The following is a 22,450-nucleotide window of genomic DNA, read 5'->3' on the forward strand; positions in this document are numbered from 1 at the left end:
AATCCAGTTTTGATGCGGTATATTTGGTAAATTCTACCTGTAGTTTATCTGTCTTTAATGTCGGCCATAGAAACTCGTTCAATCTACAGAGACTGAACGCGATTTCTGGAGTCGATGATCATGGCATCTCTTGCCTTCCGGACTATTTCAACCCGCATTGCAGTGACTTTTGCGCTGGTCGTGCCGATCGCCGTTTGGGCGCTGTCGGCCGAGACCTATCGTTCGGTCGAACTCTACAGCAAGGCGCAGAAGGCCGATCGTCAGAACACGGCGGCGAACGCCTTGATCATGGGTGTCTATGACATCCTGATCGAACGGGCCTATGTCACCAGCGCGCTGCAGGCGGCGAACCCGGCGAACGACGCCGCGATCAAGGACATTCAGAACCAACGCGCCGGCGCCAAAGCCAAGATCGACGCCGCATTCGAAGCGCTGCTCAAAGAAGATTTCCCGCGCAAGTCGGAGTTGGTCGCCGAATTCAACGAGGCTCGCCAGCAGGCCGAAGTTTATCGCAAGAAGTCCGATGAAGCGATCAAGCGGCCGAAAGCCGAGCGTGAGGCGGACACGATCAAAAATACCGTTCCGGCGCTATCGCACTTCGTCGGCGCCGCGCAGAAACTTTGGAATCGCGTGTTGAGCAGCACAAGCGCCATGGATCCGGAACTGGCGCGGCTCGCCGACATTCGTATCTATGCCTGGAACATGCGCGACATCGGCGGCAGCGAGCGTTCGACGCTGGCGCAGTCCTTGTCGTCGGGCAGTGCCATTCCCGCGGGCAATCTGCAGAAGATCCATATCATCCGCTCTCAAGTCGATCTGCTGTGGCGCCTGCTGCAGGCCTCGTTGATCGACGGCGAGCACGCTGCGGTGGCTGGCGGCGTCAAGGCGGCGACGGAAAGCTATTTCGGCAAGTTCAGATCGCTGTCCGACGAGATGCAGAAGATCTCGGCCGCCGGCGGCAAGTATCCGATAACGACCGATCAGTGGGTCGATACGACGACGCCGCTGCTGGCGACTCTGCTCGATGTCATGAACGGCGCCGGTGCGGCGAGCGAGGCCTACACGGCCAATCTCAAGAGCTCGAGCCTCAACATGGTCATCCTCAGCGGCATTCTGCTGGCCGCTTGCATCGCCATCTTTTTCGGCGCCATCGCCTTCTCGGTGATGACGGTGGCCCGGCCGCTGCGCGCGCTGACAAGGCCGCTTGGCGAAATAGCCGAAGGCAATTTTGCCGTCACCGTTCCGCACGTCGGTCGGATCGACGAGATCGGCCAGATCGCGGTTGCCGTGCAAGGCATGGCGGGCAGGGTGCGAGAGGCGCTGTTGCACATCAAGGTTGCGGCGCGCGAAGTCACGAACGCTTCGGTTGAGATCTCGACCAGCACGACCGATTTATCGCAAAGGACCGAAGAGCAGGCCGCGAGCCTCGAGGAGACGTCGGCGGCGATGGAGGAAATATCGTCCATCGTCAAAAAGAACGCCGAAAACGCCCGCGAGGCCAGCCGCTCCGCCGCGGAGACCCGGGACATCGCCGACAAGAGCGGTGCGGTGGTTGGCAAGGCAGTCGAGGCCATGGCCCGCATCGAGGACTCTTCCAAGAGTATCTCGGAGATTATCGTCGTCATTGACGAGATCGCGCGGCAGACCAATCTGCTGGCCCTTAACGCCGCGGTTGAAGCGGCGCGTGCCGGCGAGGCCGGACGCGGTTTCGCCGTGGTCGCCTCCGAGGTGCGTAGTCTGGCGCAACGGTCCTCTCAGGCCGCCAAGGACATCACTGCGCTGATCACCAAGTCGGGCGGGCAGGTCCAGGAAGGCGTTGAACTGGTCAATCGGGCCGGCGAGGCGCTGGGCCAGATCACCACGTCGATCCAGAAGGTGACCGCGCTTATCAACGACATCGCCAATGCCAGCGCCGAACAATCGAGCGGCGTCGACGAGATCAACAAGGCGATGACGCTCATGGACACCGCAACCCAGCAGAACTCGGCGCTGGTGGAAGAGAATGCCGCGACGGCGAAGGTCCTTGAGGAATCGGCCAGGGCTATGGATGGCCAGGTCGGCTTCTTCCGTATCGGCGCCGAAGACGAGGCCGACGCTGATGTGTCCGCAGCCGAGGACCGGTTGGCCGTGGCGCCGGCCACGCCGCGGTCTTCGCCGGCGGCCATTGGCAAAGCGGCGTAATTCCACCGTGCGCGGCGACCGATAGGCCGCTGCGCACGTCCTTCCGAATTTACAGCGAAATTCCGCGCTTAAGACTTCGTGGGCTTTGCGGCTGCACACCTGATGTGCAGCTGTGGTGCAAGAGCGCCTGCACCGTCGTTCGGCGCGCCGAATCTTAAAGTAGTTGAATATTCCGGCACATCGAAAAACACCAAAGGTACCGATCTACTATTATCGATGCGTTCAATTTTACCAAGGATATTGGCGGCGAATATCGCGTCTTCCGCATCCTTGTGAGAATGAACATGCTCAACCGAATGTCGGTCAATGTGCTCCTCAAGTCGGTCATCGGACTGATGGCGGGCACGATCATGGTCTTCGTCGCCTACAGCGCCTGGCAGTCGTGGCAGCAGTATCGGCACGCCAGCACCTTGTCGAAAGTGTCGGTGGCCTCGGCAAACCTCTTTACCGGCTTGCACAATCTGCGCGTCGATCGCTCGCAGTCGGTGCGAATGCTGAAGGCCGAAAAGGCTTCGACCGGAAGCAAGATGCTGGATGAGGTGCGTGCCGCCGAAATACCGGCGCTGAAGGCAGGGCTTGCGGCACTGCGCGAGGTCGATATGCCGGGCGTGCAGGATGACGCCGCCGCCCTGGCCGCCGCGTTGCAGAAGCTTGAGAAATTCCACGGCGAAGCAAATGCCGCCTTCGCTCAGGATTTCTCCGCCCGGCCGCCCGCAATTGCCGACGCCTATTTCGCCATGGACAGCGAGTTCATCGCGCTGCTCGACCGCATTTCGTCGAAGCTGGTCAATCACGTCAAACTTCAGGACTCCTACGTCGACCTGATGCTGGAAATGAAGCAACTCGCCTGGATGGCCCGTAACTCTGGCGGCGATGCTTCGGTTCTGATCTCCAATGCCGTGGCCGGTCTGAAAATGCCATCGGACACGATGACGACCTACAAGGCGAACATCGCGGCGACCGAAGCGTCGTGGCAGGCTATCGAAGGGATAGCCAATGGCATGTCGCTGCCCGCGCGGTTCAACGACGCGCTGCAGATCGCGAAGAAGGAATTCTTCGCGCCCGAATACAGCAAGATGCAGGTCGACACCTTGACCATGGCGCTCGCGGGGCAGAAGCCGCCGATCAGCTCCGAGGATTGGGTACGGGTGTCGGTCAGTAAGCTCGCCTCACTGCTGCGCGTCGCCGAAGTGGCGCTGTCCAGCGTCACCGAGTATGCCGGGGAGCAGGCTAGCAAGGCAGGCTGGATGCTGGCCATCCAGCTTGGCATTCTGGCGATCGCGGGTGTTTTGACCGCGGGCGTAGTATTGTTGCTCTCGCGCCGCGTCACCAAGCCGCTGCGTCAGATCCAGGACGGCATGATGAAGGTTGCCGAGGGCGACTTCAACGTGTCGCTGCCGACGATGAATGCCAAGGACGAAGTCGCACAGATCGTCAATGCGTCCGGCGTAATGATCGAAAAGGTCCGCCGCACCATCGTCGAGATCAAGGGCTCGTCACGTGAGGTGACGAACGCCTCGGCCGAAATCTCGCTGAGCACCGCCGACCTGTCACAGCGCACCGAGGAGCAGGCGGCCAGCCTGGAAGAAACCTCGGCGTCGATGGAAGAAATCGCCAATACCGTGCGTCGCAATGCCGAGAGCGCGCAGGAGGCGACGAAGTCCGCACGGGCTACCCGCGAGGTCGCCGATCGTGGCGGCGAGGTGGCCGGGCGTGCGGTCAAGGCGATGGCGCGGATCGAAGAATCCTCGCGCAAGATTTCGGACATCATCAGCGTCATCGACGAGATCGCGCGGCAGACCAACCTGCTGGCGCTGAATGCGGCGGTTGAGGCCGCGCGCGCCGGCGAGGCCGGCCGCGGCTTCGCGGTTGTGGCGTCCGAAGTTCGCAGTCTCGCGCAGCGTTCCTCCCAGGCGGCCAAGGACATCGCCGAACTGATCACCAACAGTACAGGTCAGGTGAAAGAAGGCGTCCAACTGGTCAATCAGGCGGGCAGCGCGCTCAACGAAATCGTCGAGTCGATCCGAACGGTGGCCGATGCCGTCGCCGAGATCGCCAGTGCCAGCTCCGAGCAGGCGACCGGCATCGATGAAATCAAAAGGACGCTCGACCAGATGGACGAACTGACGCAGCGAAACTCGGCGCTGGTCGAAGAGAATGCCGCTACCGCGCAGACACTGGAAAGCCAGGCCCGAACCATGAACGACCAGGTGTCATTCTTCCAGGTCGACGATTCTGCGGAGGTGCCTGTCGCTCAAGCAACGGCAGCCGTGATCCGCAAGCCGGAACAGCAATCCCAGATCAAGCCGCGGCGCAAGGCCGCGGCCTGATCCTACAACTGCCCAGCCGATTTTCTCCAGGAAAGAAACTGAAATGTTCGGACTGTCGATTCGCTCGGCTTTGATGGGTGCCTTTGCCCTCATGGGTCTCATCATCGTTGGCCAGGGCCTCTACGCTCTCAATCAGGTCTCCAAGGTCAACCGCTCAACGGTCGACTTCGCCACCAACTGGATGCCGTCCGCTAACACCGCGCTTAATCTTGGCCTGTCAGCGTCGCGCGCGCGTTTGGCGATCGCCAAGCATGTCATCTCCACCGATGACGAAATGGCGCAGACCGAGAAAGATATCCAGACTCAACTCGATGCCGTCGAACGCTACCGGAAGAAATACGAGACCCTGCTTTCTTCGCCGGAGGAGAAGGCGGCCTATGAGAGCTTCCTCAAGGACTGGGGTGAACATCAGAAGCAGTCCGAGGCAATGATCCAGTTGTCACGGCAGCACAAGCAGGTCGAGGCCGCGGCGAAGTTCAAGGCCATCGTCTCAACATTCCGCGCCGCGATGAATGATGTCGGCAAGCTGGTGGAAATCAACGAGACGGGCGCAGGCCAGTCGGCGGAGGCCGCGGCCACGACCTATAACCAGATCTGGTGGATGACGATCGTCATCATCGCTTGCGGCGCGTTGATCGCGTTAGCCGCCAGCGTGTTCGTTCTGGTCCATATCTGCCGCCCGCTCGGCGCCTTGACCGCACCGATAGCCGCGCTCGCTCAGGGTGACTTCCGCGTCAAGATTGCCGGCGTCGAACGCCGCGACGAAGTCGGCCAGATCGCGCAGGCGGTCAGCGATATGGCGGCGCGCGTGCGTGAAACCGTCGACAACATCAAGGGGTCGGCGCGGGACGTGACCAGCGCCTCTGCTGAAATCTCGAGCAGCACGACCGATCTGTCGCAGCGCACCGAAGAGCAGGCGGCCAGCCTGGAAGAGACCGCCGCGTCGATGGAGCAGATTTCCGCGACTGTGCGGAAAAACGCAGAGAACGCCGAGCATGCCAACCGGTCCGCGGCCAACACCCGTGAAGTGGCGAGCCGCGGCGGCGAAGTGGTGGCTCAAGCGGTCAGCGCGATGGCGAAGATCGAGGACTCCTCGCGCAAGATTTCCGACATTATCGGCGTGATCGACGAAATTGCGCGGCAGACCAACTTGCTGGCGCTCAACGCCGCGGTCGAGGCGGCACGCGCGGGAGAGGCCGGCCGAGGCTTTGCCGTCGTGGCGTCGGAAGTGCGCAGCCTGGCGCAGCGCTCGTCGCAGGCTGCCAAGGACATCAAGAGTCTGATCGGCAGCTCGAACGATCAGGTCAAGGATGGGGTCGATCTGGTGAACCGGGCCGGCACCGCGCTCAATGAGATCGTGGAATCGATCAGCGCCGTGGCATCGATCGTGTCCGAGATCGCGACCGCCACCAACGAGCAGGCCACCGGTCTCGACGAGGTCAGCCGGGCGTTGTCGCAGATGGACAGCGTGACCCAGCAGAACTCGGCGCTGGTGGAGGAAAATGCCGCCACCGCCAAGACGCTGGAGCAGCAGGCGCAGGCAATGCGCGAGCAGGTCGCCTACTTCCAGACCGGCGAGGCGGCGCAGGCTGCCCAGGCGTCATCCGCCGCGGCAGCTCGGCCCCGGCCGGCCAGGCAAGCTGCCCAAGCCCGCGCGGCCTGAACGCTCGCAGGCGTCCTTTTGACCGCCCAGGAACGGCGCTGACGTTCCTGGGCGTCGTTCGTTCTGGAGCCGCGGGCCGGGCCTTGCCGCCTTTAAGGTCCGGCAGTACGCTCCCACTTACCGCTTGACCGGGCAAAATCACGCCCCTATAAGGCGCGCAACGAAAGTTCGGACCTTGGACGCTATGCGCAACATTATTATTCTCGTAGGTACGGTTCGGACACTGGCTGGGTAGCCCGCGCGGCACCCACAGTGAGTGTCCGAACATGGCCCTTCGCGGGCCTTTTTTATTGGCCGCACGACAAAGCAGACAGAGACGAAAGAGAAGGAAGCCGACGATGACGAAGGAAACGGCATCGACCCGAGAAATGACCGGCGCGGAAATGGTGATCCAGGCGCTCGCCGACCAAGGCGTGAAGCACCTGTTCGGCTATCCCGGCGGCGCCGTACTTCCCATTTACGACGCGCTGTTCGCGCAGAAGGAAGTCCGACACATCCTCGTCCGTCACGAGCAGGGCGCGGTGCATGCCGCCGAAGGCTATGCGCGCTCGACCGGCAAGGTTGGTTGCGTGCTAGTGACCTCCGGACCCGGCGCGACCAACGCCGTGACCGGCCTGACCGACGCGCTGTGCGACTCGATCCCGTTGGTCTGCATTACCGGTCAGGTGCCGACGCATCTCATTGGCAACGACGCCTTCCAGGAATGTGACACGGTCGGTATCACGCGGCCGTGCACCAAGCACAATTACCTGGTCAAGCGCATCGAAGACCTGCCGCGCGTTCTGCACGAGGCGTTCCATATCGCGGCCAGCGGCCGCCCCGGTCCGGTGGTGGTCGATATCCCGAAAGACATTCAGTTCGCCACCGGCACGTACTCGGTGCCGAAAACGTTCCCGCATGCCGGCTATCATCCCAAGATCAAGGGCGACAGCGCTGCCATCAAGGCCGCCGTCGAACTGATGGCGCGGGCGAAGAAGCCGATCTTCTACACCGGCGGCGGCGTCATCAACTCCGGCAAACACGCCAGCCAACTGCTGCGCGAACTGGTCAAGACCACGGGCTTCCCCATCACCTCGACATTGATGGGCCTCGGGGCCTTCCCGGCTGCCGATCCGCAATGGTTGGGCATGCTCGGCATGCACGGTACGCTGGAAGCCAACATGGCGATGCATGATTGCGATGTGATGATCTGCATCGGCGCGCGCTTTGACGACCGCATCACAGGCCGCATCGACGCCTTCTCGCCAGGCTCGAAGAAGATCCACATCGATATCGATCCTTCGTCGATCAACAAGAACGTTCACGTCGATATCCCGATCGTCGGCGATTGCGCACATGTGCTCGAGGACATGCTGCATTTGTGGAAGTCGGAGAAGAAGCAGGCCGACAAGAAAGCGATCGGAGACTGGTGGAAGCAGATCGACAAGTGGCGTGGCCGCAAGTCGCTGGCCTATCGGCCGTCCAACGAGGTGATCAAGCCGCAATACGCCATTCAACGGCTCTTTGAGCTGACCAAGGACAAGGACACCTACATCACGACCGAAGTCGGTCAGCATCAGATGTGGGCGGCGCAGTTCTATCACTTCAACGAGCCGAACCGCTGGATGACGTCCGGCGGCCTCGGCACCATGGGCTACGGCCTGCCGGCCTCGGTCGGCGTGCAACTCGCACATCCCAAGTCGCTGGTGATCGACATCGCCGGTGAGGCATCGGTGCAGATGACGATGCAGGAGCTGTCGACGGCGGTGCAGTATCGCCTGCCGATCAAGATCTTCATCCTCAACAACAGCTACATGGGCATGGTCCGTCAGTGGCAGGAACTGCTGCATGGCAGCCGATATTCGGAGAGTTATTCGGAGGCCTTGCCGGACTTCGTCAAGCTCGCCGAGGCAATGCATGCCGTCGGCATTCGCTGCGAGAAGCCGGGCGATCTCGATCATGCGATCAAGGAGATGATCGAGATTGATCGCCCCGTGCTGTTCGACTGCGTCGTCGACCAGAAGGAAAACTGCTTCCCGATGATCCCGTCGGGCAAGGCACACAATGAAATGATCCTCGGTGACTCCGGCGTGTCTCTCGACGACGCCATCACCGAGGAAGGCAAGATGCTGGTTTAGGAAGGATACGTGTCGTGAACGCCAACGCGAACATCCCGTCGAGCACGTCGCATTATCCGAGCGCGCCGATGGCGCAGAAATCGGAAAGCCACACATTGTCGGTGCTGGTCGATAACGAGCCGGGCGTTCTCGCCCGCGTCATCGGTCTGTTCTCCGGTCGCGGCTACAATATCGAGTCGCTGACGGTGTCGGAGACTGAGCACGCCAAGCACCAGTCGCTTATTACCGTCGTTACTACCGGCACGCCGATGGTGATCGAGCAGATCAAGAACCAGCTCGACCGGCTCGTGCCGGTGCACCGCGTCGTCGATATGACGCTGTCGGGTCGTTCCATCGAACGCGAACTGGCAATGGTCAAAGTGAAGGGCAAGGGTGAGAATCGCGTCGAGGCGCTTCGTCTGGCCGATGCGTTCCGCGCTCGCGTCATTGACGCCACCACCGAGAGCTTCATTTTCGAAATCACCGGCAAGAGCGAAAAGATCGAGCAGTTCGTCGCGCTGATGCTGCCGCTCGGCCTGGTCGAGGTGTCGCGTACCGGAATCGTGGCGATCGCGCGTGGCCCGGACACGATGTAAATGCCGTACGACGTCTTCGCGGCGCTGGTGCTGTTCGTTTTCGTGACGGCATTCACGCCCGGACCGAACAACATCATGGTGACAGCCTCGGGCGTCAATTTCGGCTTCCTGCGGACCGTTCCGCATATGGCCGGAATCACCGTTGGATTTGTCGTGCTGGTGGTGGCCGCAGCCGCCGGGCTGGGCGCGGTTTTCGCCGCCGCGCCTGGGCTGCAAACCGTGCTCAAGATCGCCGGCGCGCTTTACATGCTGTGGCTGGCCTGGAAGGTGGCGAATTCGCGCCCTGCCGACAATACCGATGTTGATCTTGGCAGTCCGATGACGTTCTGGGAGGCGCTGGCCTTTCAGTGGGTCAATCCGAAGGCGGTGGTCATGGCTCTCACAGTGATTGCCATTTATGTGCGGCCGGAACACCGCCTCAACGACGTCCTGATCGTGCTCGCAGTCGAAGTCCTGGCCACGGTCGGCACCGTCGTCGCCTGGACCGGCTTCGGCGTCGCACTGCGCGGCCTTCTGGCCGATCCGCGCCACGCCAGAACCTTCAATATCGTCATGGCCTTACTGCTGGTCGTCAGCATCGTGCCAATGCTCCTCTAACGGGACCTTTTGGGCTTGTGGGCGCGTCCGGGGCGTCCTAGAAGCAGGGCCGAATTTCCGGTTAAGGCAACAACACCGAGTAGAGGAAAACCATGCGGGTTTATTACGATCGCGATGCCGACATCAACCTGATCAAGGGCAAGAAAGTCGCCATCATCGGCTATGGCAGCCAGGGTCACGCGCACGCGCAGAACCTGCGCGACTCCGGCGTCAAGGAAGTCGCGGTCGCGCTGCGCAAGGGCTCGCAGGGCGTCAAGAAGGCCGAAGGCGCCGGCTTCAAGGTCATGGAAGTCGCCGCGGCCGCCAAGTGGGCCGACGTGATGATGATGCTGACCCCCGACGAATTGCAGGGCGACATCTATCGCGAGCACCTGCATGCCAACATGAAAGAAGGCGCGGCACTGTTGTTCGCGCACGGTCTCAACGTGCATTTCAACCTCATCGAGCCGCGCGCCGATCTCGACGTGTTGATGGTTGCGCCGAAGGGCCCGGGCCACACCGTGCGTTCGGAGTACGCCCGCGGCGCCGGCGTGCCTTGCCTCATCGCGATCCATAAGGACGCGTCGGGCAACGCCCACGACCTCGGCTTGTCCTATGCTTCGGCGATTGGCGGCGGCCGCGCCGGCATCATCGAGACCTCTTTTAAGGAAGAGTGCGAGACTGACCTGTTCGGCGAGCAGGCCGTGCTGTGCGGCGGCGTGGTCGAGCTGATGAAGGCCGGCTACGAGACCTTGTGCGAAGCCGGCTACGCGCCGGAAATGGCCTACTTCGAGTGCATTCACGAAATGAAGCTGATCGTCGACCTGATCTATGAAGGCGGCATCGCCAACATGAACTACTCGGTGTCGAATACCGCCGAATATGGCGAATACGTCACCGGCCCGCGTATCATCACGCCGGAAACCAAGGCCGAGATGAAGCGCGTGCTGAACGACATTCAGTCAGGCCGTTTCACCCGCGACTGGATGCTGGAGAACAAGGTCAATCAGACCTCGTTCAAGGCGACCCGCGCCAAGCTTGCCGAGCACGGTGCCGAAGTTGTCGGCGCCAAGCTGCGCGACATGATGCCGTGGATCCGCGAACGCGCCATGGTGGACAAGAGCAAGAACTGATGTGCGCCTGGCGCATTGCGTTGATGACAGCGGCCGCCCTTACCGGGGCGGCCGTTTCTGCTCATGCCGGCGACCAAGGTGACCCCGAGCTGAGTTGCGACGGCAGCACCTACGAGATGGTGGAGTGCCTCCAGGCCAAAACGGCGCAGTGGGACCAGCGCATGAACGCTGCCTACCAGCGCATGCGCAATGCCGGCCCGGTCAAACAGCGCGAGCAGTTGCTGCAAGCGCAACGGCTCTGGATTCAATACCGCGACGCCAACTGCCTATATTATGGCCTCGGCGACGGCACCATCGCTCGCATCGAGGCCGGCGATTGCATGTATCAGATGACCAAGGCCCGCGCGCTCGAACTCGAGGGCAAGGAAGACCGCAACTAAGGCTTCGCCGAGCGATCGCTCAACCAGCGCGCCACTTCAGCGGGCGAACTGCCGGTGGATGCGCGCAGATTGGCCTCGCGCATCGTCGCGACGTCGATCTTTCCGACTAGCGGCTTGAGCGCGTCGATGAACGTCCTATCCTCGGCGCGCGAGGGTGACACCATCAGGATCGCGTCGTACGGCGGCAACGCCTGCTTGGGATCTTCCAGCACGACGAGGTCGTATTTAGCGATCAGGCCGTCGCTGGAGAAGGCGCTGATGACGTCGACGTCGCCATGCGCGGCCGCCGGATACATGAACTCCGGCTGCATCTGCTGTTGCGACGCGAAATTGAGGCCATAGGCGGCTTTCAACGCCCGCCACTCCGGCCGGGCGAAGAATTCGTAATCGCCGGCGATCTTCATCTGCGGCGCATGGCGGGCAAGATCGGCGATGGTGCGGATGCCGAGTTCTTCGGCGCGCTTGCGCGCCATCGCCAGCGCATACGCATTCTCAAAGCCGAGGCCGCCGACCATGGTGATGCCGTGCTTTTCCTTCACCCAGGCGCCGACTTCCGCGAGCACATCCGCGCGCGATTTGATGTCGGTGCGGCCCATGGCGTTAGCCCAGAGGGTGCCGGTGTATTCGACGTAGGCGTCGATCTCGTTGTTCGCCAGCGCATTGAAAATGACGCTTGAGCCAAGACCCTCGCGCCGAGACGTTGAGAGGCCGGCGGCGCCGATACGCTGCTCAAGGAGCGCGGCGAGAATGTATTGTTCGGTAAAGGTCTTGGAGCCAATGGAATACGTCGATTGGCCGCGTGCGAAATGCGGCGCCAGCGCCGCCAGCACGATGATAACCACGCCGCCGGCCCCGAGCGCGAATGTCCGCCGGTCGCGCCGTTCGACGCCCGCTTCCATCGCTGCGAGGCAACGATCCACAATCAGCGCCAGTGCCGCTGCGGCGAAGCATCCGAACAGCACGAACACCCAATTCTGCGTCTGCAGGCCGGCGAAAATGTAGTTGCCAAGGCTGGTCTGGCCGATTGGCGTCGACAAGGTTGCCGTGCCGATGACCCAGACCGTGGCGGTGCGGATGCCGGCCATGACCACCGGCATGGCGATCGGTAGATCGACCAGCCAGAAGGTCTTGCGCCGGGACAGACCGAGCGCGTAGCTCGCATCATGGACACCCTGCGGCACGCCGGACAGCCCGGTGACGGCGTTTCGCAGGATCGGCAGCATCGAATACAGCGCCAGTGCCAGCACCGATGGCAGGAAGCCTAGCGCCGAAAAGCCGAAGCCGAACGCCTTTTCGGTCAGCGCCGACAGCGCCAGCAGCAATGGATAGAACAATGTCAGCAGCGCCAGCCCTGGCACTGTCTGGATGATGCTGGCGGCGCCAAGCAGCAGCCCCCGTAGGCGAGGGCGGCGCAGCGCATAGACGGCGAGGGGCAGGCTGACGCCGAGGCCGAGCGCCATCGCCACCATGCTGACCAGCACATGACTGCCGAGAAAATCCGGCAGTCGCGCGAACGCTTCGGAAAATTGGGCGCCGAACATCTGCGACATATACTGCGATGGATCGCGTATGTATCGCAACCGGCAGATGCGGGCGCCGATCGCGCCCGGAGGCGGAGCGATGCCGATGACAGCGGATCTCGTCGTCCGTTCGCGAGGTTCTTGATGGCCTTCGCCACAGCGCTTTGCGGCAATCTGGCCGGGTGGCGCCATCACCAAGTCTGACCGCAAGGGTCCTCGGTCACGCAGGACCTCACAGTTTATCGAAAGCGCGGCCGCCCGCCGACCCATGTTCCGGACGATGAGGAGCCGTGCTCTACGTGGGGCTTTGCGGTTTGCATTACCGGCGTAAGCCGCTAGGTTGCGCCCGCTTGCGGGGAGAGACGTGAGGAACAAGGCATGGCGGGGACGACGACCGCAACAGCGGCGACCGACGAAGCGGCTGTGGCACTGAATGCCGTCGATGTGGCTTTCCGCCTGGCAGATGGCGCTATCTTTCGCGCGGTCAGCAACGCGACGCTGAATGTCGCCGACGGCGAATTTGTTTCCATTGTCGGGCCGACCGGTTGCGGGAAATCGACGCTGCTCAATATCGCCGCGGGTCTGTTGCCGCCAGCGGCGGGCGCCGTCAATATCTTCGGCAAGCGGCTTTCCGACCTCAATCGCCAGGCCGGCTATCTGTTTCAGGCCGACGCGCTGTTCCCCTGGAAGACGGCGCTGGAGAATGTCGCCATCGGTCTCGACATCGTCGGCGTGCCGCCAGCCGAGGCGCGGACGCGCGCGAAGGACTGGCTCGGCAAAGTCGGGCTTGGCGCTTTCGGCGATCGCTATCCGCACATGCTGTCCGGCGGCCAGCGCAAACGCGTCGGGCTCGCCCAAGTGCTCATTCGCGACCCGAAGATATTGTTGATGGACGAGCCGTTCGGGCCACTCGACGCGCAGACCCGGCAGATCATGGGCAACCTGCTGCTCGAGTTGTGGAGTGCCGACCGCAAGGCGGTGCTGTTCGTCACCCATGATCTCGAGGAGGCAATCGCGCTGTCCGATCGCGTCGTGATCATGTCGGCGGGGCCGGCCTCGCGCATCATCGGCGACTGGCACGTGAACCTGCCGCGGCCACGCGACATCTCCGAGATCAAGCTTAGCGCGGGGTTCCACGAGCTGCACCGCGACATCTGGCACATGCTCAAGGAAGAAGTCATCAAGGGCTACGCCCAGGCGGAGGGCCGCTGATGTCACGCGTAACGTTGCTTAGCCTGCAGATCGCCGTCGCTGTAATTTTCGTGGCCGCCTGGTACGTGTTCTCGACCTATCCGGTGTTCGGCCACATCCTGCTGCCGCCGTTCTTCTTTTCCAACCCTGTTGATGTGGTCAAACAGATCATCGCCTGGTTCGTCTCCGGCGTGATCTGGAAGCATCTCTGGGTGACCCTTGTCGAATCGATGCTCGCTTTCGTCATCGGCTCGGTCGGTGGCGTCCTGGTGGGCTTCTGGTTCGCGCGCCAGCCGCGCACCGCCGCGGTTTTCGATCCCTACGTCAAGATGGCCAACGCGCTGCCGCGCGTGGTGCTGGCGCCGATCTTCACGCTGTGGCTCGGCCTCGGCATCTGGTCCAAGGTCGCGCTCGGCGTCACGTTGGTATTCTTCATCGTGTTCTTCAATGTCTATCAGGGCGTCAAGGAAGTCTCGCCCACCGTGCTCGCCAACGCTCGCATGCTCGGCATGAAAGAGCGCCAACTCATGCGACACGTTTACTGGCCGTCGGCACTGTCCTGGATGTTCTCGTCGCTGCACACGTCCGTCGGCTTCGCCGTGGTTGGCGCGGTGGTCGGTGAATATCTCGGCGCCGCGGCCGGCCTCGGCTATCTCATTCAGCAGGCGGAGGGTGTGTTCGACGTCGCCGGCGTGTTCGCGGGCATGTTCGTGCTCGCGGCGTTCGTCATAGTCATCGACCTGATCGTCACCGTCGTCGAGAAGCGACTGCTGGTCTGGCGGCCGACCGTCGGCGAGTCCCGGCCTTAGACCTGTCCGCTATTGCAGGAGAACCGTGTCCTTCGGGTCCTGCGGCGGCGTCTTGATGGCGATCGCCTTGAGCGTCCGACCGTCCGGCTTGGTGCCGCCATGCGGCGTGCCCTTGGGAATGATCACGAGATCGCCGGGCTTCACGTGTACTTCCTTGTCGCCGAACCAGATCGTGCCGGTGCCTTCCAGGATGTACTGGACCTCGTTGGCGTCGCGATGCAGATGCTTCGGCACATTGCCGTCCTGCACGGCGACGGTCGCGCCATCGGCCGACACCAAGGTCTTTGAGCGCAGGCCGGTGGCCGAGGCCGCTCCCAGCGCCTCGCCGTTGAGATCGGTCACGTTGATGATCATGGGCGTGATCTCGGTGGCGGCGACGGCCGGCGACAGCACACGCATGCCGGCGGCGCCGGCAACGAATGCCGCGGCGACCGAACCAAGAAAGAAAATGCGGTTCATCGAAATTGCCTCCCGGTTTTGGTTTTTGTGCTCTTAAAGGCTATACCTGCGGTCAGGCATTCGCTAGGGCAGGACTTCTCAGGGCCGAGCTGGTACCCTATCTTGCGCCCGAAACGCCGTTTATGCGGTGTCGTTCAAGAAAATGAGGAGGAAACCGATGTCCAGGATTTTCCGGCGTGCCGTATCGGCCGCCGCGGCGCTCGTCGTTTCGACCGCTCTGATGGCCGGCGCAGCGCTCGCCCAATCCAAGATCACGCTCGCCGTCGGCGGCGGCTCATGCCTGTGCTACCTGCCGACCATGCTGGCCAAGCAACTCGGCGAGTACGAGAAGGCCGGCGTCAATGTCGATGTCGTCGACTTCAAGGGCGGCTCGGACGCGCTCAAGGCAGTGATCGGCGGCTCCGCCGACGTCGTCTCGGGCTATTTCGACCATTGCGTCAACCTTGCCGCCAAGGGCCAGCACCTGCAGGCCTTCGTGGTCTATGACCGCTATCCGGGCCTGGCGCTGGTCGTTTCGCCGAAGCAGACCGACAGCATCAAGTCGGTGAAGGACCTTGCCAACAAGAAGGTCGGCGTTTCGGCGCCGGGCTCCTCGACCGACTTCTTCCTCAAATATCTCCTGAAGAAGGAAGGCGTCGATCCGAACTCGGTCGCCGTCATCGGCGTCGGCCTCGGCGCCACCGCCGTGGCTGCGATGGAACAGGGCCAGATCGATGCTGCGGTCATGCTCGACCCGTCGGTCACCGTGCTGCAGGGCCGCAACAAGGGCCTGCGCATCCTCAGCGACACCCGCACCCAGCACGACACGCTCGGCGTGTTCGGCGGCGAATATCCCGGCGGCGCGCTCTATACCCGGGCCGACTGGATCGCCAGCCATGAGAAGGAAGTGCAGGCGATGACCAACGCCATCATCGCCACGCTGAAGTGGATCCATTCGCATTCGCCAGAAGAGATCGCCGACAAGATGCCGCCGGAATATGTCGGCAAGGACAAGGCGGGCTACATCGCGGCGCTCAAGAACACGATCCCGATGTTCTCGGAGACCGGTCGCATGGATCCGAAAGGCGCGCAGGCCGTGCTCGCCGTGTTCTCGCAGGGCTCGCCGGATGTCGCCAAGGCGAACATCGACGTCACCAAGACCTACACCAACAAGTTTGTCGATGAGGCTCACAAGAAGCTTGGCATGAAGTAACGCTTCGGCGACCATCAAACAGGCATGCGGAAACGGCGGGGAACTTCCCCGCCGTTTCTGTTATTGTACGCGGCATGAACCTCATCTCCATCCAGTCCCACGTCGTCTTCGGTCATGTCGGTAATTCGGCCGCCGTATTTCCCCTGCAGCGCATGGGGGTCGAGGTCTGGCCGATCCACACCGTGCAGTTCTCCAACCACACCGGCTATGGCGACTTCACCGGCGAGGTCTTCGGCGCCAAGCTGATCAGCGATTTGATCGCGGGCCTTGAAAAGCGCGGCGTGCTGCCGGAATGCGACGGCGTCCTGTCCGGCTACATGGGCAGCGCCGAGATCGCCGAAGCGATTCTCGAAGCGGTCGCCACCGTCCGCCGCGGCAATCCGTCCGCGCGTTATTGCTGCGATCCGGTCATCGGCGATGTCGGTAAGGGCGTCTTCGTGCATGAAGGGATTCCGGACTTCATCAAGAAGAAGGCGCTGCCGGCTGCCGACATCGTGACGCCGAACCAGTTCGAGCTTGATTTCCTTACCGGCCGGCCGTCAAAGACGCGCGCGCAAGCGCTGGATGCCGTCAAGGCGCTGCACGATCTGGGCCCGCACGCAGTCCTGGTGACGTCGCTGCATACCGACGAGACGCCGGAGGACGCAATCGACATGCTCGCCTCCGACGACACCGGCTGCTATTTGTTGCGGACGCCGCGTCTCCAGCTCGTCGCCAATGGCGCCGGCGATGCAGTGGCGGCGCTGTTCCTGGCGCATTATCTGCGGCAGGGCGGAGCCAAGGAAGCGCTGGCACGCGCAGGCAACAGCATCTTCGGCATCCTGCAGAAGACGCTCGACGCCGGCGCCGCCGAGATTCAGGTCGTGCTCGGCCAGGACGAGGTCGTCCAGCCGAGCAGCGAGTTCGACGTCGAACAGCTCGTCGCGCCGCCGTTGAAGGAGACCGAAAGGCAATTGTAATGCGCCGTCGTTTCATCACGCTCGATGTTTTCAGCCGCAAGCGCTTTGCCGGCAACCCGCTCGGTATGGTGTTTGAATCCGAGGGTCTCGACACGTCGGCGATGCAGACCATCGCTCGCGAGTTCAATTATTCGGAAACCGTGTTCATTGCGCCACCGCAGGACGGTGGTCATCGCGCCTCCATGCGTATCTTCACGCCGTCGTCAGAGTTGCCGTTCGCGGGCCATCCGACGGTCGGCGCTGCCGTGGGCCTGGCGCGTGCCTCGGGTGGCGGGGAGCAGAGCTTCGTCATCGCCGAGAAGATCGGGCCGGTCGCTTGCGACGTGCGCATGCACGACCCGGATACGGGCTTTGCCGAATTTAAATTGCCGCAATTGCCGCAGCCTGCCGGGGACCTGCCGGACGCCGCGACGTTAGCGGCGGGGGTCGGCCTCGACGCGGCCGATATAGACATCAAGGCGTTTCCGCCGTCCCGTTGGTCGGCCGGCGTGCCGTTTGCCGTGGTCGCTGTTCGCTCGCTAGCGGCGGCCGGCCGCGCCAAACCAAACGGCGAGGCCTTTACCCAGGCGTTCGGGCAGGGCGGGCCAGCCAAGGCCTATGTGGTGTGCGAGGAAGCCGCCGAGGCCGGCCACCAGCTCCACGTCCGCATGTTTGCGCCTGGCATCGGCGTTGCCGAGGACCCTGCGACCGGAAGCGCGCTGGCCGCATTCTCAGGGCTCTACGTCGCGCACAAACGTCCCGCCGACGGTGTGCACAAGCTCGCGATCGAACAGGGCTACGAGATGGGCCGGCCGAGCGTGCTGCACCTGTCGCTCGACGTCGAAGGCGGCAGCCTGCGCGAAGCTTCGATCGGCGGCGATGCCGTCGTCGTCACCGAAGGCGTTATCGAAGCATGACCGGCACGCCGCGAGTCGTCCACGTCGATCGCCTCGAACTTGTTTTCGAGCCGAAGCCCTGGGCCTTTGCCGACGCCAACCGCCGCAAGATCGACGCCGTCTTCGCCGAGGCACAAATCGAGAAGCCGGCGCTGTTCAATGGCCGCGTTCTCACCATGCACCGCTGCAGCATCGAGGATGGCGTCCTCAGCGGTGGCTTCCTGGAAACCGATTATGCGAGCTTCACCTACTGGATCGCTTCGGGCCGGCCCGAGGCTGGCATTTATGACTGTTTCGGCGCCGCCGCGGTGATGTCGGACGACGGCGCCTTTCTGCTCGGCGAAATGGCGGCGCATACTTACAACGCGGGCCAGATCTATTTTCCCTGCGGCACGCCGGACCGTAGCGACATCGTCGGCAGCACCGTCGATTTCGATTTCAGCGTCCGCCGAGAACTCAAAGAAGAGACGGGGCTCGATCCGGCCGACCTCACCGACGAGCCCGGCTGGACGCTGGCGATGGACGGCGAGGTGATCTGCGCCGTCAAGGTCATGCGCTCCATGCTCGCCGCCGAGACGCTTCGCGCACAGATGCTGCAGAACCTCGCCCGCGAGCGTCAGCCGGAACTGGCGGACATCAAGATCATCCGCGGCCCCGACGATTTCCATCCGAAGATGCGGCCCTTCGCCCGCATCTTTCTCGCCGCGCGTTTGGGCGGCTGAAGCGACCAGAGGCACTCATGAAGCTCGATCAGATCGCCAAGCGGTTCCGCATAGACAAACCGGAAGCATTCAAGCTGGCGGAGCACGATCCGGACGATACCGCGGGCCTGTCGGTCGACAAAGGCGAAGCGAAGGACCTGCTCAAGGAAGGCATCGAACGTCTTTCCGATCTCCAGGAAAAACTCTACGCCGATAATCGCTGGTCCGTTCTGATCGTGCTGCAGGCGATGGACGCCGCCGGCAAGGACAGCCTGATTGAGCACGTGATGAGCGGCGTCAATCCGCAGGGCGTACAAGTGTTCTCGTTCAAGGAGCCGAGCAAGGAAGAGCTCGATCACGATTTTCTCTGGCGGATCGCGCAGCGAGTGCCCGAGCGCGGCCGCATCGGTATCTTCAACCGCTCGCATTACGAGGAAGTGCTGGTGGTGCGGGTGCACCCTGAATATCTCAAGGCGCAGCGCCTGCCGAGCGTCGGCAATGGCCAGAAGAATTCGGATAAGGACATCTGGCATCAGCGCTTCGACGACATTCGCGGTTTCGAGAAGCATCTTGCCCGCAACGGCACGCTGATTCTAAAGTTCTTTCTCAACGTCTCACGCGGTGAACAGCGCAAACGCTTTCTCGACCGCATCGAGGAGCCCGGCAAGCGCTGGAAGTTCTCCACCGCCGACGTCAAGGAGCGCGCACTGTGGCCGAATTACATGGAGGCCTATGAGGAGATGATCCGCGAGACCTCAACCCCGGAAGCGCCGTGGTACGTCGTTCCAGCCGACCATAAGTGGTTCACGCGCCTGGTGGTTGCCGGCGCCATGGCCGATGCGCTGGAGAGCCTGAAGCTCGAATTCCCCAAGTTGGAAGGGGCGGCGCTTGAGGAACTGCAAAAAGCGCGTAAACTTTTGACTGAAGAGCGTGATCAATAACTTTTGAGCGGCGCGCGCTTTGCTGCCGCCATAATCTGCCAGCTATAGTGGAATCGGCTGCCATCGCGCAGGCGTGCGTGAGGAGCACAGCCACCCATCAGTGAGGCAGATCATGCATTACGCGCTCACGATCAACGGCAAACAATATGGCGTCGACGTCGATGACGACACCCCTCTGCTTTGGGTGTTGCGCGACACCGTCAAGCTCAAGGGCACCAAATTCGGCTGCGGCGCCGGCTTGTGCGGTGCCTGCACCGTCCATGTCGGCGGTCAGGCGGTGCGCGCCTGCCAGACGGCGGTGTCCGACGTCGGCAATAACGCGGTCACCACCATCGAAGGCATCGGCGACACGGCGATCGGCGCGCGGCTGCAGAAAGCATGGCTCGCGGTCGATGTCGTGCAGTGCGGCTATTGTCAGGCCGGGCAGATCATGTCCGCCGCGGCGCTGCTCGCTCAGAACAAGGCGCCCAGCGACGCCGACATTGACGCGGCGATGGACGGCAACATCTGCCGTTGCGCCACCTATTCGCGCATCCGCCAGGCCATCAAGCAGGCAGCCTCAGGCGCCGACTTTGGCGCCAATGGCCAACAGCGCAAGGGAGCCTAAGCCATGACGCTCCAGGATCAGTCTTTGGTGGACAATCCGTCTTTGCTGAATGTTGCCAAGCTGCCGGCTTCGCGCCGCGCGTTCCTCAAGGCCGGCGCCGCCGCCGGTGGCGGCCTGTTGCTGACGCTCACCGTTCCACAGCTCGTCAAGGCGGCCGCGGGCGCCGACTCCGGCAGCGCTTCGACACTTAACGCCTATGTAACGATCGCGCCGGACAACACCGTCACCATCATGTCGAAGAACCCGGAAATCGGGCAGGGCATCAAGACCATGCTGCCCATGCTGATCGCCGAGGAACTCGATGTGGCCTGGAGTCAGGTGCGCATCGACCAGGCGCCGCTCGATCCCGTAAAATACGGCAGGCAGTTTGCCGGCGGCAGCCAGGCGACGCCGCTGAATTGGGACCCGTGCCGCCGCGCCGGCGCCGCCGCGCGGCAGATGCTCGTGGCCGCGGCCGCGGCGCAGTGGAATGTGCCGGCGAGCGAATGTACGACGTCGGAGGGTCGCGTCCTGCACCAGTCGTCCGGCCGTTTGGTGACCTATGGCGCCGTGGCGGAGAAGGCGGCGGCGCTACCCGTGCCGAATCTCGGCAAGGTCGAACTGAAGGATCCGAAAAAATACGCCATCATCGGCCATTCGGTCCCGGGCTATGACAGCCCGAAGGTCGTCAAGGGCGAACCGCTGTTCGGCATCGATCATGAAGTGCCGGGCATGCTGTACGCGGTGTTCCAGAAATGCCCGGTCTTCGGCGGCAAGGTTGTGACCGCCAACGTCAACGATCTCAAGAAGCTGCCCGGCGTGCGCGATGCCTTCGTCGTCGAAGGCGGCAGCGACCTGCACGGGCTGATGCCCGGTGTCGCCATCGTCGCCGACAGCTGGTGGCGTGCCAGCAAGGCGCGGGAGAAACTGCAGGTTACATGGGACGAAGGCGCGACCGCCGCACAGAGCAGCGAGGGTTTTGCCAGGCAGGCCGCGGCGTTTCGCGACCAGCCGCCGCAGAATAGCCTGCGCAACGATGGAGATGTCGCGGCCGCGCTGTCACAGGCGGCGCAAGTGGTCGAGGCCGATTACCACTATCCCTTCATTGCCCATGCGCCGCTCGAGCCGATGAACTGCACCGCGCACGTCGAGGGCAACAAGGTCACCTTGTGGGCGCCGACGCAGAATCCAGGCCCTGGGCGAACGTTGGTCGCCAAGACGCTCGGTCTCGACGAGAGCAAAGTCATCGTCAATATGACGCGTTGCGGCGGTGGCTTCGGCCGTCGGCTCGACAGCGACTTCATGGCGGAGGCGGCGTGGATCTCCAAGGTCGCCGGTGCGCCGGTCAAGCTCGTGTGGAATCGCACCGACGACATGCAGCATGATTTCTATCGGCCGGCAGGCTGGCACTTCTTCAAGGCCGGCCTCGATGGCGATGGCAAACTGATGGCCTGGCAGCAGCACTTCATCAGCTTCGGCAAGAACGGCAACTATGCGCGTTCGGCCAATATGGAATCGACCATCTTCCCGGCCGGTCGCGTGCCGAACCTGTCGATGGGCGTCTCGCTGATGCCGCTCGGCGTGCCGACAGGGCCGTTGCGCGCGCCGGGTTCGAACGCGCTCGCCTTCGTGTTTCAATCGTTCATCGACGAATTGGCGCACAAGGCCGGCAAGGATCCGCTGCAATTTCAGATCGACCTGCTCGGCAAGGACGAATTGCTGCCGGGCCGCGGCGTTGGCTTCCACACCGGACGCGCCCGCGGCGTCATGGAAAAGGTGCGCGAGGTGTCCGGTTGGGGCCAACGCACGCTGCCCGCGCGCACCGGCATGGGCGTGGCGTTTTACTACAGCCACCTCGGCTACTTCGCCGAAGTGGTGGAGGCGGCTGTGGGCAATGACGGCCAGATAAAGATCAACAAGGTGTGGGCTGTTGGCGACGTCGGCAGCCATGTCATCAATCCGACCGCGGCCGAGAACATGGCGCAAGGCGGCGTGCTCGACGGTCTCGGCGAAGCGTTGAACCAGAAGATCACGATCGACAAGGGCCGCGTGGTTGAAGCGAACTTCGACTCGTTCCAGCCGTTGCGGCTGACACAAGCGGCACCGGTGGAAGTGCACTTCGTCACTACCGACAACCCGCCGACCGGGCTCGGAGAGCCGCCGTTGCCACCGGCGATACCGGCGCTGTGCAACGCCATCTTCGCCGCCACCGGCAAACGCATCCGCTCGCTGCCGATCGACACGGCGTTGCTGAAGGCGTGA

The 22,450-nt window shown here is 62.8% G+C and carries 19 protein-coding genes; 17 read left to right on the plus strand and 2 right to left on the minus strand.

The features are described from left to right. Positions 1-120 precede the first annotated feature (120 nt). From ASD45_RS03830 to ASD45_RS03865, 8 genes are all read left to right on the plus strand, one after another. The gene (locus ASD45_RS03830) at positions 121-2,181 is read left to right on the plus strand and encodes a methyl-accepting chemotaxis protein (RefSeq protein ID WP_162249384.1); all 2,061 of its coding nucleotides are present in this window, start codon (positions 121-123) and stop codon (positions 2,179-2,181) included. Between the two features lie 284 nt (positions 2,182-2,465). Then, positions 2,466-4,511, plus strand: coding sequence for a methyl-accepting chemotaxis protein (locus ASD45_RS03835; RefSeq protein ID WP_162249385.1), 2,046 nt, complete (start codon positions 2,466-2,468; stop codon positions 4,509-4,511). 43 nt (positions 4,512-4,554) lie between these two features. Then, complete coding sequence (locus tag ASD45_RS03840) at positions 4,555-6,174, plus strand: methyl-accepting chemotaxis protein (protein WP_056910276.1); 1,620 nt, start codon at positions 4,555-4,557, stop codon at positions 6,172-6,174. A gap of 338 nt (positions 6,175-6,512) precedes the next feature. After that, positions 6,513-8,291, plus strand: coding sequence for an acetolactate synthase 3 large subunit (locus tag ASD45_RS03845; RefSeq protein WP_056910277.1), 1,779 nt, complete (start codon positions 6,513-6,515; stop codon positions 8,289-8,291). A 68-nt stretch (positions 8,292-8,359) separates the two neighbouring features. Next, on the plus strand, positions 8,360-8,866 hold the full coding sequence (ilvN, locus tag ASD45_RS03850) for an acetolactate synthase small subunit (RefSeq protein ID WP_056912574.1): 507 nt from the start codon (positions 8,360-8,362) through the stop codon (positions 8,864-8,866). Next, positions 8,867-9,463, plus strand: a complete 597-nt coding sequence (locus ASD45_RS03855; protein WP_056910278.1) for a LysE family translocator — start codon at positions 8,867-8,869, stop codon at positions 9,461-9,463. A 92-nt stretch (positions 9,464-9,555) separates the two neighbouring features. Then, positions 9,556-10,575, plus strand: a complete 1,020-nt coding sequence (gene ilvC, locus ASD45_RS03860; protein WP_056910279.1) for a ketol-acid reductoisomerase — start codon at positions 9,556-9,558, stop codon at positions 10,573-10,575. Continuing rightward, positions 10,575-10,955, plus strand: a complete 381-nt coding sequence (locus ASD45_RS03865; protein WP_056910280.1) for a lysozyme inhibitor LprI family protein — start codon at positions 10,575-10,577, stop codon at positions 10,953-10,955. The genes ilvC and ASD45_RS03865 overlap by 1 nt, the downstream gene beginning before the upstream one ends. Here the strand turns inward: ASD45_RS03865 and ASD45_RS03870 are convergent. Then, entirely contained in the window at positions 10,952-12,505 is a 1,554-nt protein-coding gene (locus ASD45_RS03870; protein ID WP_056910281.1) for a glycine betaine ABC transporter substrate-binding protein, read from the minus strand. The two genes, ASD45_RS03865 and ASD45_RS03870, sit on opposite strands and share 4 nt — an antisense overlap. 348 nt (positions 12,506-12,853) lie before the next feature. Here ASD45_RS03870 and ASD45_RS03875 point away from each other — a divergent pair, with 348 nt between their 5' ends. After that, positions 12,854-13,687 (plus strand): ABC transporter ATP-binding protein, encoded by an 834-nt coding sequence (locus tag ASD45_RS03875; protein ID WP_056910282.1) that lies wholly within the window; start codon positions 12,854-12,856, stop codon positions 13,685-13,687. Beyond that, positions 13,687-14,475, plus strand: coding sequence for an ABC transporter permease (locus ASD45_RS03880; protein ID WP_056910283.1), 789 nt, complete (start codon positions 13,687-13,689; stop codon positions 14,473-14,475). Before ASD45_RS03875 ends, ASD45_RS03880 begins: the two co-directional genes overlap by 1 nt. 9 nt (positions 14,476-14,484) lie before the next feature. Here the strand turns inward: ASD45_RS03880 and ASD45_RS03885 are convergent, their stop codons facing one another. Continuing rightward, positions 14,485-14,934 (minus strand): cupin domain-containing protein, encoded by a 450-nt coding sequence (locus ASD45_RS03885; protein ID WP_056910284.1) that lies wholly within the window; start codon positions 14,932-14,934, stop codon positions 14,485-14,487. A gap of 220 nt (positions 14,935-15,154) precedes the next feature. Between ASD45_RS03885 and ASD45_RS03890 the strand changes: the two genes are divergently transcribed. The 7 genes from ASD45_RS03890 (at position 15,155) to ASD45_RS03920 (ending at position 22,450) form a co-directional block, all read left to right on the plus strand. Continuing rightward, positions 15,155-16,126: an ABC transporter substrate-binding protein gene (locus ASD45_RS03890; protein ID WP_244485431.1), complete on the plus strand. Its 972-nt coding sequence runs from the start codon at positions 15,155-15,157 to the stop codon at positions 16,124-16,126. A gap of 74 nt (positions 16,127-16,200) precedes the next feature. Then, a complete protein-coding gene (gene pdxY / locus ASD45_RS03895) occupies positions 16,201-17,085 on the plus strand; it encodes a pyridoxal kinase PdxY (protein ID WP_056910286.1) in 885 nt (294 codons plus the stop codon). Beyond that, positions 17,085-17,981: a PhzF family phenazine biosynthesis protein gene (locus tag ASD45_RS03900; protein WP_056910287.1), complete on the plus strand. Its 897-nt coding sequence runs from the start codon at positions 17,085-17,087 to the stop codon at positions 17,979-17,981. Before pdxY ends, ASD45_RS03900 begins: the two co-directional genes overlap by 1 nt. Then, positions 17,978-18,682, plus strand: coding sequence for an NUDIX hydrolase (locus ASD45_RS03905; protein WP_056910288.1), 705 nt, complete (start codon positions 17,978-17,980; stop codon positions 18,680-18,682). Before ASD45_RS03900 ends, ASD45_RS03905 begins: the two co-directional genes overlap by 4 nt. Positions 18,683-18,699: 17 nt before the next feature. Next, on the plus strand, positions 18,700-19,602 hold the full coding sequence (locus tag ASD45_RS03910) for a polyphosphate kinase 2 family protein (RefSeq protein WP_056910289.1): 903 nt from the start codon (positions 18,700-18,702) through the stop codon (positions 19,600-19,602). 112 nt (positions 19,603-19,714) lie between these two features. Then, on the plus strand, positions 19,715-20,209 hold the full coding sequence (locus tag ASD45_RS03915; protein WP_056910290.1) for a (2Fe-2S)-binding protein: 495 nt from the start codon (positions 19,715-19,717) through the stop codon (positions 20,207-20,209). A 3-nt stretch (positions 20,210-20,212) separates the two neighbouring features. After that, positions 20,213-22,450, plus strand: coding sequence for a molybdopterin cofactor-binding domain-containing protein (locus tag ASD45_RS03920; protein ID WP_082540630.1), 2,238 nt, complete (start codon positions 20,213-20,215; stop codon positions 22,448-22,450).

The sequence above is a fragment of the Pseudolabrys sp. Root1462 genome (genome assembly GCF_001426945.1).
GTDB lineage: Bacteria > Pseudomonadota > Alphaproteobacteria > Rhizobiales > Xanthobacteraceae > Pseudolabrys.

Bases quoted from the DNA above. Each gene is read 5' to 3' on its own strand.
- ASD45_RS03910 (WP_056910289.1), top strand. From the start codon at position 18,700: ATGAAGCTCGATCAGATCGCCAAGCGGTTCCGCATAGACAAACCGGAA.
- ASD45_RS03905 (WP_056910288.1), top strand. From the start codon at position 17,978: ATGACCGGCACGCCGCGAGTCGTCCACGTCGATCGCCTCGAACTTGTT.
- ASD45_RS03855 (WP_056910278.1), top strand. From the start codon at position 8,867: ATGCCGTACGACGTCTTCGCGGCGCTGGTGCTGTTCGTTTTCGTGACG.
- ASD45_RS03830 (WP_162249384.1), top strand. From the start codon at position 121: ATGGCATCTCTTGCCTTCCGGACTATTTCAACCCGCATTGCAGTGACT.
- ASD45_RS03875 (WP_056910282.1), top strand. From the start codon at position 12,854: ATGGCGGGGACGACGACCGCAACAGCGGCGACCGACGAAGCGGCTGTG.
- ASD45_RS03880 (WP_056910283.1), top strand. From the start codon at position 13,687: ATGTCACGCGTAACGTTGCTTAGCCTGCAGATCGCCGTCGCTGTAATT.
- ASD45_RS03840 (WP_056910276.1), top strand. From the start codon at position 4,555: ATGTTCGGACTGTCGATTCGCTCGGCTTTGATGGGTGCCTTTGCCCTC.
- ASD45_RS03835 (WP_162249385.1), top strand. From the start codon at position 2,466: ATGCTCAACCGAATGTCGGTCAATGTGCTCCTCAAGTCGGTCATCGGA.
- ilvN (WP_056912574.1), top strand. From the start codon at position 8,360: ATGGCGCAGAAATCGGAAAGCCACACATTGTCGGTGCTGGTCGATAAC.
- ASD45_RS03870 (WP_056910281.1), bottom strand. From the start codon at position 12,505: ATGTCGCAGATGTTCGGCGCCCAATTTTCCGAAGCGTTCGCGCGACTG.
- ASD45_RS03890 (WP_244485431.1), top strand. From the start codon at position 15,155: ATGGCCGGCGCAGCGCTCGCCCAATCCAAGATCACGCTCGCCGTCGGC.
- ASD45_RS03920 (WP_082540630.1), top strand. From the start codon at position 20,213: ATGACGCTCCAGGATCAGTCTTTGGTGGACAATCCGTCTTTGCTGAAT.
- ASD45_RS03865 (WP_056910280.1), top strand. From the start codon at position 10,575: ATGTGCGCCTGGCGCATTGCGTTGATGACAGCGGCCGCCCTTACCGGG.
- ASD45_RS03915 (WP_056910290.1), top strand. From the start codon at position 19,715: ATGCATTACGCGCTCACGATCAACGGCAAACAATATGGCGTCGACGTC.
- ASD45_RS03900 (WP_056910287.1), top strand. From the start codon at position 17,085: ATGCGCCGTCGTTTCATCACGCTCGATGTTTTCAGCCGCAAGCGCTTT.
- ASD45_RS03885 (WP_056910284.1), bottom strand. From the start codon at position 14,934: ATGAACCGCATTTTCTTTCTTGGTTCGGTCGCCGCGGCATTCGTTGCC.
- ASD45_RS03845 (WP_056910277.1), top strand. From the start codon at position 6,513: ATGACGAAGGAAACGGCATCGACCCGAGAAATGACCGGCGCGGAAATG.
- ilvC (WP_056910279.1), top strand. From the start codon at position 9,556: ATGCGGGTTTATTACGATCGCGATGCCGACATCAACCTGATCAAGGGC.
- pdxY (WP_056910286.1), top strand. From the start codon at position 16,201: ATGAACCTCATCTCCATCCAGTCCCACGTCGTCTTCGGTCATGTCGGT.